Annotated in this window: 15 protein-coding genes and 2 pseudogenes; 2 read left to right on the forward strand and 15 right to left on the reverse strand. The window is 73.9% G+C overall.

Features of this window, described 5'->3' with window-relative positions; genetic code table 11:
* The first annotated feature begins 33 nt into the window (after nucleotides 1–33).
* The gene (locus tag IEV65_RS10000; protein WP_188430391.1) at nucleotides 34–678 is read left to right on the forward strand and encodes a rhomboid family intramembrane serine protease; all 645 of its coding nucleotides are present in this window, start codon (nucleotides 34–36) and stop codon (nucleotides 676–678) included.
* Here the strand turns inward: IEV65_RS10000 and IEV65_RS15680 are convergent.
* Nucleotides 644–2050 (reverse strand): NUDIX domain-containing protein, encoded by a 1407-nt coding sequence (locus IEV65_RS15680; RefSeq protein ID WP_188430393.1) that lies wholly within the window; start codon nucleotides 2048–2050, stop codon nucleotides 644–646. The two genes, IEV65_RS10000 and IEV65_RS15680, sit on opposite strands and share 35 nt — an antisense overlap.
* Nucleotides 2047–2535, reverse strand: a complete 489-nt coding sequence (locus tag IEV65_RS10010) for an ATP-dependent zinc protease family protein (protein WP_188430395.1) — start codon at nucleotides 2533–2535, stop codon at nucleotides 2047–2049. The genes IEV65_RS15680 and IEV65_RS10010 overlap by 4 nt, the downstream gene beginning before the upstream one ends.
* Nucleotides 2536–2560: 25 nt before the next feature.
* Here IEV65_RS10010 and rimK point away from each other — a divergent pair, with 25 nt between their 5' ends.
* Nucleotides 2561–3781 (forward strand): 30S ribosomal protein S6--L-glutamate ligase, encoded by a 1221-nt coding sequence (rimK, locus tag IEV65_RS10015; protein ID WP_188430397.1) that lies wholly within the window; start codon nucleotides 2561–2563, stop codon nucleotides 3779–3781.
* A 168-nt stretch (nucleotides 3782–3949) separates the two neighbouring features.
* Here rimK and IEV65_RS15980 read toward each other — a convergent pair.
* The 13 genes and pseudogenes from IEV65_RS15980 to uraH form a co-directional block, all read right to left on the reverse strand.
* Nucleotides 3950–4516, reverse strand: a pseudogene (locus IEV65_RS15980) (FMN-dependent NADH-azoreductase); the annotation flags it as partial.
* Between the two features lie 28 nt (nucleotides 4517–4544).
* The gene (locus IEV65_RS10025; protein WP_229735162.1) at nucleotides 4545–5042 is read right to left on the reverse strand and encodes a DUF6328 family protein; all 498 of its coding nucleotides are present in this window, start codon (nucleotides 5040–5042) and stop codon (nucleotides 4545–4547) included.
* A gap of 57 nt (nucleotides 5043–5099) precedes the next feature.
* Nucleotides 5100–6104, reverse strand: a complete 1005-nt coding sequence (locus IEV65_RS10030) for a DNA topoisomerase IB (protein WP_188430399.1) — start codon at nucleotides 6102–6104, stop codon at nucleotides 5100–5102.
* A 56-nt stretch (nucleotides 6105–6160) separates the two neighbouring features.
* Entirely contained in the window at nucleotides 6161–6982 is an 822-nt protein-coding gene (locus IEV65_RS10035; protein WP_308642570.1) for an IclR family transcriptional regulator, read from the reverse strand.
* A 38-nt stretch (nucleotides 6983–7020) separates the two neighbouring features.
* On the reverse strand, nucleotides 7021–8328 hold the full coding sequence (locus tag IEV65_RS10040) for a guanine deaminase (RefSeq protein ID WP_188430401.1): 1308 nt from the start codon (nucleotides 8326–8328) through the stop codon (nucleotides 7021–7023).
* The gene (gene xdhC, locus IEV65_RS10045; protein WP_188430403.1) at nucleotides 8325–9155 is read right to left on the reverse strand and encodes a xanthine dehydrogenase accessory protein XdhC; all 831 of its coding nucleotides are present in this window, start codon (nucleotides 9153–9155) and stop codon (nucleotides 8325–8327) included. Before xdhC ends, IEV65_RS10040 begins: the two co-directional genes overlap by 4 nt.
* Nucleotides 9155–11476 (reverse strand): xanthine dehydrogenase molybdopterin binding subunit, encoded by a 2322-nt coding sequence (xdhB, locus tag IEV65_RS10050; RefSeq protein WP_188430405.1) that lies wholly within the window; start codon nucleotides 11474–11476, stop codon nucleotides 9155–9157. Before xdhB ends, xdhC begins: the two co-directional genes overlap by 1 nt.
* Entirely contained in the window at nucleotides 11473–12921 is a 1449-nt protein-coding gene (locus IEV65_RS10055) for a xanthine dehydrogenase small subunit (RefSeq protein WP_188430407.1), read from the reverse strand. Before IEV65_RS10055 ends, xdhB begins: the two co-directional genes overlap by 4 nt.
* A 177-nt stretch (nucleotides 12922–13098) precedes the next feature.
* Complete coding sequence (locus IEV65_RS10060) at nucleotides 13099–13320, reverse strand: hypothetical protein (RefSeq protein ID WP_188430409.1); 222 nt, start codon at nucleotides 13318–13320, stop codon at nucleotides 13099–13101.
* Nucleotides 13321–13351: 31 nt separating this feature from the next.
* A pseudogene (locus tag IEV65_RS10065) lies at nucleotides 13352–14172 on the reverse strand (bifunctional allantoicase/(S)-ureidoglycine aminohydrolase).
* Nucleotides 14169–15569 carry an allantoinase AllB gene (allB, locus tag IEV65_RS10070; protein ID WP_188430411.1) on the reverse strand — a complete coding sequence of 467 codons (1401 nt, stop codon included), beginning with the start codon at nucleotides 15567–15569 and terminating at the stop codon, nucleotides 14169–14171. The pseudogene IEV65_RS10065 and the gene allB overlap by 4 nt, the downstream one beginning before the upstream one ends.
* 478 nt (nucleotides 15570–16047) lie before the next feature.
* Nucleotides 16048–17163 (reverse strand): glycerate kinase, encoded by a 1116-nt coding sequence (locus IEV65_RS10075; RefSeq protein WP_229735164.1) that lies wholly within the window; start codon nucleotides 17161–17163, stop codon nucleotides 16048–16050.
* A gap of 9 nt (nucleotides 17164–17172) precedes the next feature.
* A complete protein-coding gene (gene uraH / locus IEV65_RS10080) occupies nucleotides 17173–17493 on the reverse strand; it encodes a hydroxyisourate hydrolase (protein ID WP_188430412.1) in 321 nt (106 codons plus the stop codon).
* Nucleotide 17494 lies beyond the last annotated feature (1 nt).

Raw genomic sequence — 17494 nt, forward strand, 5'->3', positions numbered from 1 at the left:
CGGGCTGTCAGACCGCGGTGGCAGGCTGACGTCATGGCCACCCCGACCACGCGCCCGCCGAGCCGGCCCGCCTGGCTGCATCGCGTCATACCCGTCCTCGTCCTGCTCGCGCTGATGTGGGCGAGCGAGCTGCTCGACCTGCTCACCCCCCTGCGCCTCGACGGGCTGGGGATCCGGCCCCGCGACCCCGACGGCCTGGTCGGCATCGTGCTGAGCCCGTTCCTGCACCTGGGCCTGGGGCACCTGCTCGCCAACACCTCCGGCCTGCTCGTGCTCGGCGCCCTTCTTGCCTGGACGACGCGCCACCTGTGGCTGGTGACCATCGGCGTGGTGCTGCTCGGCGGGGCGGCGGTCTGGCTGCTCGGCGACGCGCGGACCGTCGTCATCGGCGCGAGCGGCATCGTCTACGGGTATGCCGCGTTCCTCGCGATCTACGGGTTCGCCGCCCGGCGGGTGCTCCCCGTCGTGGTGAGCCTGGGGGTGATCGCGCTCTACGGCGGGCTGGTGTGGGGCGTGCTGCCGCTGCGCCCGGGGGTGTCGTGGCAGGGCCACCTGTTCGGTGCGCTGGTGGGGGCCGTGCTCGCCCTGTGGCTCGGGCGCCGTGAGCGGGCGGCGGGGCTGCAGGCCGGCCGCCCGGCCCGGGTCAGTGCCCGAGCGCCGGGAGCACGTGATCGGTGAGCAGCGGGGCCAGGTCGTCGGCGTCCACCGCCGAGACCCGGGCCATCTCCTCCGGCGTCAGCCAGCGCAGCTCGGCGATCTCGCCGGTGGGCTGCGGCTCGCCGGTCAGGGGTGCCACCAGGACGGTGCTCAGCAGGCGGGCCCCCGGCTCGTTGGCGGCCCGGCCGTCGTACTCCCCCAGCACGTAAACGTCCGAGGCGTCCAGCCGGAGGCCGACCTCCTCCCAGACCTCGCGCACCCCTGCCTCGACGGCGTTCTCGCCCGGCTCGAGCTTGCCGCCGGGCAGCATGAAGCGCGAGGTCCCGTGCTTGCGGACGGTGAGCAGCCGACCCGCCTCGTCTCGCAGGACCACGCCCGCGACCACGATCGGGTCGGGCTCGGGCACCGGCTCGATCTCGGCGATGTGGACGACCGCGTCCCCGCTGTTGACCAGCGGGGCCTCGGTCCGTCCGATGACCACGCCGTCACGGTCGGCCTTGACGATGGCCAGGCGTCGGCCGTAGGAGTCGTAGAGGGTGCCGAGCCGCTGGCCGAGCGTGACCTGCTGGCCCAGCACGGCCTCCATGTGGAGCATCCCGGTCCGTCGCGCCCGGACCCACGCGCTGCGCCGGCAGACCACGCTCGGGCCGACCGGGCGGGAGGTCAGGGAGGCGTCGAGCTCCTCCTGGGTGATCATCCCCAGGGCACCGAGGACGCGCAGCACACCGTCGACGCCGGGGCCGACGGCATACTCGTCGAGCCGCCAGGCCTCCCCGGCCTCGTAGAGCAGCACCCGCGCCCCGGCCTCCCGGGCGGCCGAGCGCAGCGAGCCGTCGCGGAGCTTGGCGTGGTAGATCACCGGAGCGCCGAAGGCCTCGGCCAGCGTCCTGGTGCGCTCGTCGTCGAGGTCGCAGCGCACCTGCGGAAGGTTGGAGCGGCGGTCGGACCCGGTGTGCAGGTCGATGCCGACCTCGCACTTGGCGACCACCTCGGTCATGAGCAGGTGGGCGATCCGGCTGGCCAGCGAGCCGCGCGGCGAGCCGGGAAAGCTGCGGTTGAGGTCGCGCCGGTCCGGGAGGTAGCGGTCACCGGTCATCACGCCGAGGACGTTGACGATCGGCACCGCGAGCACCGTCCCGCGCAGCGTGCGGGGCGACAGCCTGGCCAGCGCCCGCCGGATCACCTCGATGCCGACGACCTCGTCGCCGTGGATGGCCGCGTCGAGCCAGACGACCGGGCCGTCCTCGCGCCCGTGGACGACATGGACCGGCAGCGTCACCTCTGCCCCGGTGACCAGGCGGGAGACGTCGAGCTTGACCTCGCGCCGCTGTCCTACGCGGACCTTGACCCCGCCGATCGGGAAGGACGCGCGCACCGCGCGCGAGCGGCTCACCCGCGGCCCCAGTTGCGGCGGCGGACCGCGCGCGGGGGACGGCCGCCGACATACGACCGGGCGGGGTCGACGACGAAGCCCTGGACCAGCGCCTCGCGCCCGACCAGCATCCGGAAGCCCATCTCGTCGCGGTCGGTGAGCGTCACCTCGCAGGTGACCTCGCGTCCGGCGAGGGAGAGGGGAAGGAGCACGACATACCTCGTCTCGGCGTGGCCCGAGCTGCTGCGCACGGCGCGCTCGTCGTGGACCGGGAGCTCGACCTGAGTGGCGTCGGCGGCGGTCGCCTGCCAGGGCTGGATGGTGAAGCGGACCCACGGTGCGCCGTCGCGCTCGAAGGCCGTCAGCCCGAACGCGTGCAGCGAGGAGGTCTTGGCGCCGGTGTCGATCTTGGCCTTGATCCACGGGACGCCCACGGCGTCGATGCGGACCCACTCCCGCCACCCGACCACGGCCGGGGAGGTGGTTTCATAGGTCTGCTCAGGCACGCCCTTATCTTGTCAGGACCGCCTCATGAAACTCGCCATCCTCTCCAGGTCTCTGCGTGCCTACTCCACGCAGCGCCTGCGCACGGCCGCGCTCGACCGGGGTCACGAGGTCAAGGTGCTGGACACGCTGCGCTTCGGGATCGACCTCACCGGCGACGAGCCCGACCTGCAGTTCCGCGGCCGGCCGCTGTCGGCCTACGACGCGGTGCTGCCCCGGATCGGGGCGTCGGTGACCTACTTCGGCACCGCCGTCGTGCGGCAGTTCGAGCAGATGGACGTCTACACCCCGAACACCGCCAACGGCATCATGAACAGCCGCGACAAGCTGCGCGCGAGCCAGATCCTGTCCCGGCACGGGGTCGCGATGCCGGCGACGGCGTTCGTCCGCAACCGCGACGAGGTGCGCGGCGCGATCCAGCTCGTCGGCGGCGCGCCGGTCGTCATCAAGCTGCTCGAGGGGACCCAGGGCATCGGCGTCATCCTCGCCCCGACCACCAAGGTCGCCGAGGCCATCATCGAGACCCTGCACGGCACCAACCAGCAGGTCCTCATCCAGCGCTTCGTCAAGGAGAGCAAGGGGCGCGACGTGCGCGCCCTCGTCGTCGGCGACCGGGTGGTCGCGGCCATGCGGCGACGGGCGCAGGGCGATGAGTTCCGCTCCAACGTGCACCGCGGCGGCACCGTCGAGAGGGTCGACCTCGACCCGGAGTTCGCCGAGGTCGCGGTGCGCTCGGCGCACATCATGGGCCTGCGGGTCGCCGGCGTCGACATGCTCGAGGGCGACGACGGGCCGCTGGTGATGGAGGTCAACTCCTCCCCCGGCCTGCAGGGCATCGAGGCCGCCACCAACCTGGACGTCGCCGGCGCCATCGTCGACTACATCGCCGACCAGGCCGGCTTCCCGGACATCGACGTCCGGCAGCGCCTCGCCGTCTCCACCGGGTATGGCGTGGCCGAGATCGCGGTCCTGTCCGGCTCGGACATGATCGGCCAGAGCATCGACGGGGCCGGCCTGCTCGAGAAGGACATCCAGGTCCTCACCCTGCACCGCGGCACCCGCGTGGTCCCCAACCCCGGCGCCCGCAAGGTGCTGGAGGAGGGCGACCGGCTGCTGTGCTTCGGCAAGCTCGAGCACATGAGGTCGATGATCCCGGCGCGCAGCAAGCGGCCCAAGCGGGTCCGCAAGCTGCCGAAGGACCCCATCCACGGGCTGCCGGACGCCGTGGAGCCGGCGAACGCCGGCTGAGGTCCTCGCCCCCTCAGAAGTCCGGGGCGGCCTGTGCGGCGCGCCGGCTGGCCGACTCCAGGAGCGGCGCGCTGACCTCCGCCGGGTATGACGTGCACTCCACCGTGATCGAGCGGACGTCGGTGAGCCCGATGAAGCCGAGGATGCCCCGCAGGGGTAGGACTCCTGGTGCTCCAGCGCGCCGAAGGCCTCATCGGGCCCGTAGGCGGTGCTCCCGCGCGCGAGGACCAGGAGCACAGGACGGTCCGGCGGGCACAGCCCGACGTAGCCCCCCGAGGCCGGGTCGAAGCCGAACGTCAGCCCGGGCTGCACCAGCGCGTCGATGTAGTGCTTGAGCCGGTAGGGGATGGAGAAGTTCCACATCGGCACCGAGAAGAGGTAGTGGTCGGCGGCGAGGAAGCGCTGGCACAGCGCCGTCACCTCTCCCACCGCCGCCACCTCCTCAGGACTGGGCGTCTGCCCGGTCATGACCTTGGTCTTCCAGGCCGCGCCGAGGGCGTCGAACAGCGGCAGCTCCTCGGCCCAGACGTTGAGCGTGTCGACGAGCGAGTCGGGGTGGGCCAGGCGCCAGGCGTCCACGAAGGAGGCAGCGACGCGGCCGGAGTAGGAGCCGGAGCTGAGCGGGCTCGCGGAGACGTGCAGCAGACGGGACACGGGACCCTCCAGACGCAGCGGTAGATGATCGCTCAACGGTAGGCGCGTCCCAGAGCTGCCGGTATGGGCAGAACTGCCCATGGCGCGAACGAGAGGTGCGTGCTGGCCTCTAGGAGTGGTGGCGCATCCAGCGGGGCAACGCCCACCAGACCGCACCGAACAGCACGACGGTGGCGGCCCCCGCGAGGTAGCCGGCGCGGTGGTCGAGGACGACGCCGAAGATCAGGGTGATCACCGTCGCCATCGTCAGCCCCAGGGTGAGCAGCCCGAGGCGCGCCATGAGGTGCGAGACACGCACGAGGTCGTCCTTGCGGTGCTGGCGGAACAACGCCCGGTGGACGCTCACCGGGCCGACGAGCAGCACCGTGGTGACGAAGGCCAGGCAGATGGCGAGGAGGAACACGGTCCGCTGCTCCTGGCTCAGCTCGGTGAACCGTGACTGGAACGGCAGCGTCATCAGGAAGCCCGCGAGGATCTGGGTGCCGGTCTGGAGGACGCGCAGCTCCTGGAGCAGCTCGACGAAGTTGCGGTCCATCCGCTCGTCGTAGGACTCGTCGCGATCGTCCCCGCGGTCGCGGTGCCCGTCGTCCCGCCGCTTGTCGTCCACGGGCCTACTGTCCCCGACCGACGGCGCACCGTCCACCGCAGTCCGCCGCCTCGCCCGTCAGCGCCCGTCGTCGAGGAGCCCGCGGACCTCCTTCTCGATCGCGGCCTGCCGCGCGGCGGGGCTGCGCCCGGTGCCGGCGGGGAGCGCGATGGTCTCGCCGTCCTCGTAGCGCTCGATGACGCGGGGGTCGATGTAGGACCCCTTGGCGATCGTCGGGGTGTTGCCGAGGTAGTCCGAGACCTCCTCGACCGCCTCCTTGACCGCCCGCCGTCGCGACGCCCGGGTGTCACCCGGCTCCGGCGAGCTCGCGAGCGACACGGCGGCGTGCACGGTCGCGTGCCAGGTGCGGAAGTCCTTGGCCGTCAGGTCGGCGTCGACGAGGTCGGCGAGGTAGGCGTTGACCACCTGGGCGTCCAGGTCCCGCCAGCGTCCGCCGTCCTTGTAGACCAGGAGCCGGTCCGAGCCGCCGCGGCGGCGTCGCATGACCCGCAGCGCGGCCACGACGTCCTCGTCCTCGATCGTCACCTGCTGCTCGATCCCGCTCTTGCCGGTGAAGGAGAAGCGCAGCCCACCGCTCACCGCGCGCACGTGGCGCCGCTCCAGCGTGGTCAGCCCGAAGCTGCCGTTGGCGTCGGTGTAGACGTCGTGGCCGATGCGGAAGTAGCCCAGGTCGAGCATGCGCACGGCCGCGGCGCACGCCCGCTCGAGCGGCATACCCTCCAGGCGCAGGTCGCGGGACACCCGTCGACGGGCGGCGGGGAGCTGGGCGGCGGCCTCCACGATCCGCTCGAACTTCAGCTCGTCCTGCTTCTCCCGCCACGCCGGGTGGTAGAGGTACTGACGGCGACCGGCGTCGTCGGTCCCGACCGCCTGGATGTGGCCGTTGGGCCAGGGGCAGATCCACACCTCCTCCCAGGCGGGCGGGATCGCGAGGCTCCGGATGCGCTCCACGTCCTCGCCGCCCAGCCGTCTGCCCTGCTGGTCCAGGTAGGTGAAGCCGCGCCCCTGGCGGCGACGGGTCCAGCCCGCGGAGCCGGGCCGGGACGTGCGCAGGCGGGTCATGGGGACATCACAGACCCCCGCCGTCCGCCCGTCCACCCCAACCGCCGGGGCGGGGCTCAGCGCAGGCCGACCTCGGCCGGCGCGCCGGAGAGCGCGGCCCCCAGGCGTCCGGCCACCTCGCCCAGGACCGCCGCCGCGCGCTCGACGGTGGCGTCGTCCATCCGGCCCGTGGGTCCCGACAGCGACATCGCCATGGGGCGCGGGGCGTCCGGCACGGCGACCGCCACGCACCGCACGCCGATCTCCTGCTCGCCGTCGTCGGTGGCGTAGCCGCGCTCGCGCGCCTGGGCCAGCCGCCGGAGGAACTCCTCGGGCTCGGTGATCGTGCTCGGGGTGCGCCGCGGCATACCGGTCCGGCGCAGCAGGGCCCGCACCTCTTCGTCGGTCGCGGCCGCGAGGATCGCCTTGCCGACGGCGGTCGTGTGCGGGAGGGTGCGCCGGCCCACCTCGGTGAACATCCGCATCAGCGTCGTCGAGGGCTGCACCTGCGCGACGTAGACGACCTCGTCGCCGTCGAGGATCGCCAGGTTGACCGACTCGCCCAGCTCCTGGACGGCCTCCGACAGCAGCGGCCGCGCCCACACGCCGAGCCGGCTGGTCGCCTCGCCGGCGAGCCGCATGAGGCGCGGTCCCAGGGAGTACTGGCGGTTGGGCTCCTGGCGCACGTAGCCGAGATCGACGAGGCTGCGCAGCAGCCGGTGGATCGTCGCGAGCGGCAGCCCCACCTCCTCGGCCAGCCGGCTCAGTCCCATGATGCCCCCGGCGTCGGCGATCGCCTCCAGGATCGAGAAGGCGCGTCCCAGCGACTGCACGCCGCCGCTTCCGCGGGCCGGCGTCTCTGGGCGCGCCACGTCGTCGGGAGAGTCTTTCCGCTGCACGGAAACGAGTGTAGGCCCGGTGTCGCCCGGGAGGCGCCTCACGCCGGCGTCAGCCGGTCGCCCCCGACCCACACCCCCGCCACGTCCGCCGGGCCGGCGAGCGCGAACACCTTCGCCAGCGCGTCCTCCGGCGAGGCGGCGTGCCGCAGCGCCACGTCCAGCGTCGAGCCGTCGGGGGGTCGCACCCACACGGCGTCCAGCTGGTGACCGACGGAGAGCTGACCGACCTCGTCCTCCAGACCGAGCGCGGCCGCCCCGGCCGTCGTGGCGAGGTGGAGCAGGTGGGGCGCGGCGAGCGGCATACCCGCACCGCCGGGACCGGTGCCGAGGAGCTGCTGCACGAAGTAGGCCTGCAGCCCCTCCTTGAGCAGCGAGAAGCCGGTCCCGGCCCCGACGTCCGACCCCAGGGCCACCCGCACCCCGTGGTCGAGGTGCGCGCGCAGCGGGAAGAGCCCGCTGCCCAGGGCGGCGTTGCTCGTCGGGCAGTGCGCCACGCTCGCGCCGGCGGCGGCGAGCGCCCACAGCTCGGGACCGGTGGCGTGCACGTTGTGGGCGAAGACGCTGCGCGGCCCGACCAGCCCGTGGGCGGCGTAGGTGTCGAGGTAGTGCTCCGCGTCCACGAACAGGGTCCGGACGGTGTCGATCTCGACGACGTTCTCGTTGAGGTGCGAGGTGAACCACGCCCCCGGCACCTGCGCCATCAGGTCGGCGCACGCGGCGAGGAGGGCGTCGGAGCAGGAGAGGGAGAAGCGCGGGATCACGGCATACCGGGAGCGGCGCAGCCCGTGCCAGCGGCCCGCGAGCGCGAGCCCCTCCTCCAGCGCCCGACCCGGGGTGGTGCGCAGGTCCTCACGCACGGTCCGGTCGCTGACGACGAGCCCGCTCGTGACGCGCAGGCCCACCCGGTCGGCCTCGGCGAAGAACGCGTCGACGGCGCCGGCGAAGTGCGAGCCGAAGACCAGCGCGGTCGTCGTGCCGGCGGCCACCAGCCCCGACACGACGTCCCGCGCGACGCCCTCGGCGTAGGTCGTGTCGACGAGCCGCGCCTCCTCGGGCAGCGCGCAGTGCTCGAGCCAGTCGAGCAGCGGCATCCCGAGGGCGCCGATCACCCGGACCTGCGGGAAGTGGACGTGGGTGTCGACCAGGCCGGGCAGCACGACCCCGCCGCGCAGGTCCACCACCTCGGCGTCCGGGTGGGCCGCGCGCAGCCTCGCCCAGTCGCCCCGGTCCGCGACCGTGCCGTCGTCGGCGGCCAGCAGCGCGCCGTCGCTCTCCACGCGCAGACCGCCACCGGTGAACGGGTCGGTCGGGGTGTCGAGGAACGTGCCGCGGAAGAGCCGGCTCACCGCGCCACCCGGGCGGTCGAGGCGGCGAACCGCAGGAGCAGGTCGGCCGCCACGCTCACCGCGATGGTGGCGGGGTCCTTGGTGCCCTCGCCCGTGAGGCCGGGCAGGCCGATCGGCGTGACCACGCGCGCCAGGTCGTCCTCGGCCAGGCCGGCGGCGAGCAGGCGGCGGCGCAGGCGGGCCCACTTGGCGCTGGAGCCGATGAGGCCGACGGTCGCCAGCCCGGGCGTGCGCAGGGCTGCGTCCACGATCGCCGCGTCCTCGGCGTGGTCGTGGGTCATGACGAGCACGTGGGTGCCGCGTGGCAGGGTCGCGAGGACGAGCTCCGGCAGGACCGGTATGGCGTGGGCGTGCACCCGGGCGCCCGCGTCGGCCAGCGGGGCGAGCGCCTCCTCGGTGAGAGTGCCTTCGCGGGTGTCGACGAGGTGCAGGTCGAGGTCGTGGCGGGCCAGGATCCGCGCGAGCTCGTGGCCGACGTGGCCCATCCCGAAGATCGCGACCGCCGGCACGACCGGCAGCGGCTCCAGCAGCAGGGTGACCTCGCCGCCGCAGCACTGCACCCCGTGGGCGGCCGGCGCGTGCTCGGACAGCGAGGAGGTCAGCGTCTCGGGCGGCGGGACCGTGGGGTCGGCCAGCATCGCGCGGGCGCGCTCCACGGCGGTCGCCTCGAGGTTGCCGCCGCCGATGGTGTCCCAGACCTCGTCCCGGGAGACGACCATCTTGGCGCCGGCGTCGCGGGGGGCGTGTCCGCGGACGGAGACGACGGTGACGAGCACGCCATACTCACGGCGGTCGCGGAGGTGCTCCACGGCGGCGAGCCAGCGCATCACGCCTCCGAGAGCTCGACGAGGGCGGCCCCGGGCTCCGGGCTGCCCGACCTCTCCGGCGCCGCGCTCCGCGCCGCGTCGAGGGCCCAGTAGACCGCCTCCGGGGTGGCCGGGCTGGCCAGGTCGACGCTCGTGCCCGCGGGACCGAAGGCCGCGCACGCCTGGCGCAGCGCCTCGCGCATCGAGAAGGCCAGCATCAGCGGCGGCTCGCCCACGGCCTTGGAGCCGTAGACCGCACCCTCCTCGTGCGCCCGCTCCAGCAGCGCGACGTGCAGCTCCTCGGGCAGCTCCGAGAGGCTCGGCAGCTTGTAGGTGCTGGCGCTCCGGGTGAGCAGGCGACCTCGGTGCTCGCCGTCCGACTCGTCCCAGCGCAGGTCCTCCAGCGTGAGCCAGCCGCACCCCTGGACGAAGCCGCCCTCGATCTGGCCGAGGTCGACGAGCGGCGAGAGGCTGTCCCCCACGTCGTGGACGATGTCGACGCGGCGTGTCCGGTAGGCGCCGGTGAAGCCGTCGACCTCGACCTCGGTGGCGGCGACGCCGTGGGCGAAGTACTTGAACGGGCTGCCCCGCATGACCGACGGGTCCCAGTCCAGGCCCTCGGTCCGGTAGTAGCCGGCCGCGAACAGCTGGACCCGCTCGAGGTAGGCGGTGCGCACCAGCTCCTCCCACGGCAGACCGCGGCCGGCGTCGACGGCGTCGAGCCGTTGCCTGATCTGCTCGCAGGCGTGCTTGACGGCACCGCCGTTGAGGTCCGCCCCGGAGGACGCCGCGGTGGCGGAGGTGTTGGGCACCTTGTCGGTGCGGGTCGGCGCCAGCCGGACCCTCTCGAGCGGGACGCCGAGGCTGGTGGCCGCGACCTGCAGCATCTTGGTGTGCAGGCCCTGACCCATCTCGGTCCCGCCGTGGTTGACCAGGACCGAGCCGTCCTTGTAGACGTGCACGAGCGCACCGGCCTGGTTGAACGCCGTGAAGTTGAACGAGATCCCGAACTTCACCGGCGTGATCGCCAGCCCGCGCCGCACGTGCTCGTGGGTGGAGTTGAACCGCGCCACCTCCGCGCGCCGCCGCTCCAGCTCGGCACTCTCCGTCACCTGGTCCCAGGCGCGGACGAGCCGGTCGGCCTGGGTGATGACCTGGCCGTATGGCGTGTGCTGGCCGTTCTCGTAGAGGTTGCGTCGGCGCAGCTCGTGCGGCTCGATCCCGAGCAGCGGGGCGCACCGGCCGAGGATGTCCTCGAGGACGAGCATCCCCTGCGGCCCGCCGAAGCCGCGGAACGCCGTCTGCGAGGTCTTGTGGGTGCGCGAGACCCGACCCGTGAGGCGCACGTCAGGGATCCAGTAGGCGTTGTCCACGTGGCACAGGGCCCGAGCCAGCACCGGCTCGGACAGGTCGAGGCCCCAGCCGCCGTCCGAGGTCAGCGTCGCCTCCAGGGCCTCGAGCCGGCCGTCCTCGGCGAAGCCGACCCGCCAGGTGGCGTGGAAGCCGTGCCGCTTGCCGGACATCGTCAGGTCCTGCGTGCGGTTGAGCCGGAGCCTCACCGGCCGGCCGGTGAGGCGCGCGCCCAGGGCGGCGATCGCGGCATACCCGTGGGGCTGCATCTCCTTGCCGCCGAACCCGCCACCCATGCGCAGGCACTGGACGGTGACCTCGTGGCTGTGCAGGCCGAGCACGTGGGCAACGATCTCCTGGGTCTCGGAGGGGTGCTGGGTGCTGCACTGCACGAAGATCCGGCCGTCGTCCTCGACGGTGGCGAGCGAGGCGTGGGTCTCGAGGTAGAAGTGCTCCTGGCCGGCCATCTCGGTGGTCCCCGAGAAGGTGTGCGCCGCGCGCGCCAGGCCCGCCTCGACGTCGCCGCGCGCGACGGTCGGCCGCGCCCCCTGGAAGCTGTCCGCGGCGATCGCGTCGGCGACGGAGACGAGGGCGGGGAGCGGCTCGTAGTCGACCTCGACCGCCGCGGCGCCGAGGCGGGTGGCCTCGAGGGTCTCGCCCAGGACCCAGGCCACCGCGTGGCCGTAGAAGCAGACCTCCGAGGGGAAGAGCGGCTCGTCGCCCTTGGTGCCCGCATCGTTGACGCCCGGGACGTCGTCCGCGGTGAGCACCCGGACGACCCCGGGCACGTCGTGCGCCGGGCCGGTGCGCAGCGCGAGGACGCTGGCGTGCGCGTGCGGGGCCTGGACGGGCCAGGCGTGGAGCACGTCCTTGGTGCGGGGCGTCAGGTCGTCGGTGTAGAGCGCCCGGCCGGTGACGTGGAGCGCGGCCGACTCGTGACGCAGGGCCTGGCCGACCACCGCGTGCTCGGGGCGCCGGGACAGCTGGCTCATCGCGCCTCCCCGCTGGTGGTGGCGTGCAGCTTGAGCAGCGACTGCTCCAGCATCGCCCGTCGGTAGCGCTCGCTGGCGCGGTGGTCGGACATCGGCGTCCCCTCGCCGGCGAGGACGCGGGCGGCGGCCGAGACCGACTCGCGCGTCCACGGCATACCCTCCAGGGCCCGCTCGGTGGCGAGCGCGCGGACCGGGGTGGCGGCGACGCCGCCCAGGCCGATGCGGGCGCGCGCGACCGACCCGTCGACCACGTCGAGCGCGAAGGCGACGGCCACGCTGGAGATGTCGTCGAAGCGCCGCTTGGCGATCTTGTGGAAGGCGGTCGTGGTGGCCAGCGGTCGGGGGACGCGGACCTCGCGGATGAGCTCCCCGGCGGCGCGGACGGTCGTGCGGTAGCCGGTGAAGTAGTCGGCCAGCGGCACCACCCGCTCCCCCGCCGGGCCGGCCAGCACGAGCGAGGCGTCGAGGGCCAGCAGGACGGGAGCGGCGTCCCCGATCGGCGAGGCGGTGCCGAGGTTGCCGCCCAGGGTGGCGGCGTTGCGGATGAGCCGGGACGCGAACTGCGGGAACAGCTCGGCCAGCAGCGGCACCCGACCGGCCAGCCCCCGCTCGACCTCGGTGAGCGTGAGCGCGGCGCCGACGGTGATCTGGTCGTCGCCGATCTCCAGCGCGCGCAGCTCGGGCAGCCGGTCGACCGCCACGACGAGAGGTGGGCGGGCGCCGCGCAGGGTGACCTCGACGCCGAGGTCGGTCGAGCCCGCGAGGACGACCGCGTCCGGGTGCTCGCCGAGCAGGCCGGTCGCCTCGGCCAGGTCCGTGGGCCGCACCAGGCGCGCACCGGCCGCGCGGAGGTCGGTATGCCGCGGGCCGGGTGCCGGGGTGGCGCGCCGCTCGGCGAGCGGGTCGGCGGGTGCGGGGCGGCCCAGCGCCTCGGCGGCGTCGCGGATCGGGCGGTAGCCGGTGCAGCGGCACAGGTTGCCGGAGAGGGCGTGCAGGTCGAAGCCGTCGGCGGGGTCCGGGCGGGGGCGGTAGTACTCGGCGGCCATCGCGCACACGAAGCCGGGCGTGCAGTAGCCGCACTGCGAGCCGCCCCGGTCGGCCAGCGCCTGCTGGACGGGGTGGAGCTGGTCCGGGGTGCCGAGGCCCTCGGCGGTGACGACCTCCTGGCCGTCGAGCGCCGCGGCGGGGACGAGGCAGGCGTTGAGCGCGACCCACTCGCTGTGGCCGGGATCGGAGGGTCGGGCGACGAGCACCGCGCACGCGCCGCACTCGCCCTCGGCGCAGCCCTCCTTCGCGCCGGTCAGGCCGCGCGAGCGCAGCAGGTCGAGGAGCGTGGTGTGCGGGGTGAGGCCGTCGGCCTCCAGGTCGACGGGGCTGCCGTTGACGGTCAGGCCGGGCGCGGCCTCCGTCTGCCCCTGCCGCGCGTCGTGGGACGTCGTCGTCATGCCTGGCCTCCTGCCGGGTCCCCGGCGGGACCACCCCGTCCGGCGGGCCGGACGGGCGCATGGTTGGGGTGCCGCAGGGACGCCGGTTGTCCATGCCGAACGACGCCCTTGCCCTCTGTGCCTCAGGTCACAGTACCTCTGGCGGGTGCGGGCGGGAAGAGGCCGGGGCGCGACCGGTCAGAGACGCTCGAGCTTGGGGAACGGGCTGGGGATGCGCAGCGTGCGGGTGCCGAAGTTGACGGTCACGGCCGCGGGCTCCTTGTTCACGACGCGGCCCAGGCCGTAGGACTGGTGCGAGACGCGGTCGTCGACCTCGAAGGTCTCGATCGTCGGCTCGACCCGCGGGGCGAAGGGGCTGGAGGCGAAGTGTCGCCGCTGGGGTCCTGGGCGGGTAGTCATCACCTTCAGTATGCGCCCACCGCGGCCGTCGTCAGAACGCCAGCGTGGCGTGCCGGTTGACGTCCTTGTAGAGCAGGTAGCGGAACCGCCCGGGTCCGCCGGCGTAGCAGGCCTGGGGGCAGAACGCCCGCAGCCACATGAAGTCGCCGGCCCCCACCTCGACCCAGTCCTCGTTGAGCAGGTAGACCGCCTTGCCCTCGAGCACGTAGAGCCCGTGCTCCATGACGTGGGTCTCGGGGAAGGGGATCGCCCCGCCCGGCTCGAAGGTGACGATGTGACGTGCATGTCGTGGCGCACGTCGGCGGGGTCCGCGAACCGCTGGGTGCGCCACGCGCCGTCGGTGTCCGGCATCGCCACGGCCTCGACGGCGCGCTCGTGGGTCACGAACGCCTCGGGCACCTCGATCCCGTCGACGCGCTGGTAGGCCTTGCGGATCCAGTGGAAGGTCGCGACCTCGGTGCCGTGGTTGCGCAGGACCCAGTCCGCACCCGGGGGCAGGTAGGCGTAACCGCCGGCGTCGAGCTCGTGCGCCTGCCCGTCGAGGGTGAGCGTCACCACGCCGTCCACGACGAAGATCACCGCCTCGGCACGCTCGTCGGTCTCCGGCCGGTCCGAGCCACCGCCCGGGGCGACCTCCACGACATACTGCGAGAACGTCTCCGCGAAACCGGACAGGGGCCGCGCGATCACCCACAGCCTCGTGCCGTCCCAGTGCGGGAGCGCGCTGGTGACGATGTCGGTCATCGTGCCGTGCGGGAGGACCGCGTAGGCCGTGGTGAAGCGTGCAGAACCATGGTTGGTCGTGAGCCGGGTCTGCGGGGGCAGTCCCCCGGGCGGGGTGGCGTAGCTCATGCGAGTCCTCTCTCGAGCAGGCGCCCGCGGGGCGGGGCGTCGTCGGTGACGGGTATGCCGCGCAGCCAGGTCCGCCGGACCGCACCGGTCAGGTGGCGGTCGGCGTAGGCGGAGACAGGGTTCTTGTGCCTCAGCCGCGCCACGTCGACGTCCCACTCCGCCTCGGGGGCGAACGCGACGAGGTCCGCGTCGGCGCCGACCTCGATCCGTCCCTTGGTGGTCAGGCCGACGAGGTCGGCGGGGGCGGTCGCCATCCAGCGGACGACGTCGGCGAGGGGTATGCCGCGTCGGCGCGCCTCGGTCCAGACCAGCGGCAGGCCGAGCTGCAGGGAGGCGATGCCACCCCAGGCGGTGCCGAAGTCGCCGGTGTCGAGGTGCTTGAGGTCGGCGGTCGACGGCGAGTGGTCGGAGACGACGAGGTCGACGTCGCCGGCGGTCAGGGCCTCCCAGAGGCGGTCCTGGTTGGCGTGGTCGCGGATGGGCGGGCAGCACTTGTACTGCGTGCCGCCGGTCGGGACGTCCTCGGCGGCGATCGTCAGGTAGTGCGGGCAGGTCTCGACGGTGACGGGGACGCCGTCGGCGCGGGCGTCGTGCAGGGCCGGGACGGCGTCGGCGGCCGAGAGGTGGAGGACGTGCGCGCGACCGCCGGTGCGGCGGGCCTCGGAGATGACGCGCTCGACGGCCGTGGTCTCGGCCGAGGTCGGGCGGGAGGCGAGGAAAGCGTCATACGAGAGGGGGGAGGCGGGGGCGTGCCGCGCGAGGTCGGCGGCGTCCTCGGCGTGGACGATCATGAGGGCGCCGATGCGGGCCGTCTCGTCCATCGCCGCGGCGAAGACCCCCGGCTCCAGGTGCGGGAACTCCTCCACGCCGGAGTCGGCGAGGAAGCACTTGAAGCCGAAGACGCCGGCCTCGTGCAGCGCCTCGAGGTCGCCGAGGTGGTCGGGCACCGCGCCGCCCCAGAAGCCCACGTCGACGACGACCTGGTCGCGGGCGACGTCCTGCTTGAGACGGAGGGCCTCGACGGTGACCGTGGACGGGATGCTGTTGAGCGGCATGTCGACGATGGTCGTGACGCCGCCTGCCGCCGCGGCGCGGGTCGCGCTGGCGAAGCCCTCCCACTCGGTGCGGCCGGGCTCGTTGACGTGGACGTGGGTGTCGACGAGGCCGGGCAGGAGCACCTCGTCGTCGGCGAGCTCGACGACGTCGGCGGCAAGCGCGTCGGAGCCCCTGCCGCTGGCGGGGCCCTGCGGGTCCCACTCCTCGACCCAGACGATGCGGCCCTCGTGCACGCCGAGCACCGCCGGCCGCTCGGTGCCCTCGACGACCGCACGGCGGGCCCGGACCACGAGGTCCAGGGGGGCGGGGTCCAGGGGGGCGGGCTCACCAGCGATGCTCATGGAGCCATCTTCACCCACCCACCCACCCACCCACCCCGACCGGACAGGCGTTAGTGCCAGACCGGACAGGCGTTCCTGCCACACCAGACAGGCGCTAGTGCAACACCGGACAGGCAGTAGTGACAGACGGTCCGCAGCACCTGGCCTTGGCTCACCCGGAAGATGGGTTGGGGGACCGAATGCTTCACGCGCGTGAGAGGGAAGCTGCTGCTGCCATGAGCGGCAATGATCCCCCCGCTGACGTTGACGTCAAGCGCCTCGTCCTGCACAGCCGCGTGCCCGAGTCAGGTCTGGCACGAACGGCTGTCCGGTTGGGCCAGGTGTGGCACTAACGCCTGTCCGGTCCGGCAGGAACGCCTGTCCGGTTGGGCCAGGTGTGGCACTAACGCCTGTCCGGTGTGGCAGGAACGCCTGTCCGGTGTGGCAGGAACGCCTGTCCGGTCGGGTCGGGTGTGGCACTAACGCCTGTCCGGTGGGGTCAGGGCAGGAGGGCGGCGAGCTGCCGGCCGACCTCCTCCAGCAGCGGGCCGGGGCGCTCGAAGGACTCCCGCGGGGTCGTGGCGAGGTCCGCGATGGCCCAGGCGCGCACGATGCCGGCCTCGGCCAGCCGCTCGGGGGTGAGCAGGATCGCCCCGGCCACGGCGACGACCGGGATCCCGGCCTCCCGCGCCTCGGCGGCCACCCCGGCCGGGGCCTTCCCGTGCAGCGTCTGCTCGTCCAGCGCACCCTCCCCGGTCACGACCAGGTCGGAGCCCGGCAGCGCGTCGTGGAAACCGGTCAGCTCCAGCACGACGTCCACCCCGGGCCGCAGCGCGGCACCGAGGAGGGCGAGCGCGGCATACCCGACACCGCCGGCCGCACCGGCGCCTGCCGCGTCGCGCTGGTCCTGGCCGGTGGTGCGGGCGACGACGTCGGCGAGGTGGGCGAGGTTGGCGTCGAGCTGCTCGACGTGGTCGGGGGTCGCCCCCTTCTGCGGGCCGTAGACCGCGGCCGCGCCCTTGGTGCCGGTGAGCGGGTTGTCGACGTCGCACGCCACGACGAGCTCGACCTCCGCGAGCCGCGGGTGCAGGCCGGACAGGTCGACGGTCTCCAGGCTCGCCAGCCCGCCACCGCCGGGGCCGACCGGCGCCCCGTCCGCGTCGAGCAACCGCGCGCCGAGCGCCACGAGCATCCCGGCGCCGCCGTCGGTCGACGCGCTCCCGCCGATCCCGACGAGCACCTCCTCGGCACCGCGGTCGAGCGCGTGGGCGATCGCCTCCCCGAGCCCTGCACTGGTCGCCTCCAGCGGGGCACGGTCGTCGCCCAGTCGGGCCAGCCCGCACACCTCGGCCATCTCGACGACGGCTCGGGTGCCGTGCACGACATACCGGGTCGGGGCGGGCACGCCCAGCGCGTCCGAGGCGGTGAGCTGCACGTCGGTGTAGCCGACCTCGGTCGCGGCGTCGAGCAGGCCGTCGCCGCCGTCGGCGACCGGCGCGGTCGCGACCTCCACGTCGGGGCGGGCCTGCAGGATCCCGGCCCGCAGGTGCTCGCAGACCTGGGCGGCGGTGAGGGTGCCCTTGAACTTGTCGGGGGCGAGGAGGATGCGCGTCATGGTCCTGTTCTAGCTGCCGCGGTAGGTCGAGTAGCCATAGGGGTTGAGCAGCAGCGGCACGTGGTAGTGCGCCGCGTCGCCGACGGTGAAGGTGATCCCGACGCTCGGGTAGAAGCTCTCCTGGCCGGTGGCCGCATGGTAGGCCCCAGTGGCGAAGCTCAGGACGTAGACACCGGGGTGCAGCTCCGGGCCGAGGGGGCGGACGCGGCCGTCGGCGTCGGTCCTCGCCTCGCCGAGGCGCTCCCCGGTCGCGCTGGTCAGCGTGACCGCGACGCCCTCCGCCGGCCGCCCGAGCGCGGTGTCGAGCACGTGCGTCGACAGGGTCGCCACG

This window comes from Ornithinimicrobium tianjinense (assembly GCF_014636495.1).
GTDB classification, from domain to species: Bacteria; Actinomycetota; Actinomycetes; order Actinomycetales; family Dermatophilaceae; genus Ornithinicoccus; species Ornithinicoccus tianjinensis.

Excerpts from the sequence above, each read along its gene's own strand:
- IEV65_RS10000 (WP_188430391.1), top strand. The coding sequence starts at position 34 with ATGGCCACCCCGACCACGCGCCCGCCGAGCCGGCCCGCCTGGCTGCAT.
- rimK (WP_188430397.1), top strand. The coding sequence starts at position 2,561 with ATGAAACTCGCCATCCTCTCCAGGTCTCTGCGTGCCTACTCCACGCAG.
- IEV65_RS10030 (WP_188430399.1), bottom strand. The coding sequence starts at position 6,104 with ATGACCCGCCTGCGCACGTCCCGGCCCGGCTCCGCGGGCTGGACCCGT.
- xdhC (WP_188430403.1), bottom strand. The coding sequence starts at position 9,155 with ATGCGCTGGCTCGCCGCCGTGGAGCACCTCCGCGACCGCCGTGAGTAT.
- xdhB (WP_188430405.1), bottom strand. The coding sequence starts at position 11,476 with ATGAGCCAGCTGTCCCGGCGCCCCGAGCACGCGGTGGTCGGCCAGGCC.
- IEV65_RS10055 (WP_188430407.1), bottom strand. The coding sequence starts at position 12,921 with ATGACGACGACGTCCCACGACGCGCGGCAGGGGCAGACGGAGGCCGCG.
- IEV65_RS10060 (WP_188430409.1), bottom strand. The coding sequence starts at position 13,320 with ATGACTACCCGCCCAGGACCCCAGCGGCGACACTTCGCCTCCAGCCCC.
- allB (WP_188430411.1), bottom strand. The coding sequence starts at position 15,569 with ATGAGCATCGCTGGTGAGCCCGCCCCCCTGGACCCCGCCCCCCTGGAC.
- IEV65_RS10075 (WP_229735164.1), bottom strand. The coding sequence starts at position 17,163 with ATGACGCGCATCCTCCTCGCCCCCGACAAGTTCAAGGGCACCCTCACC.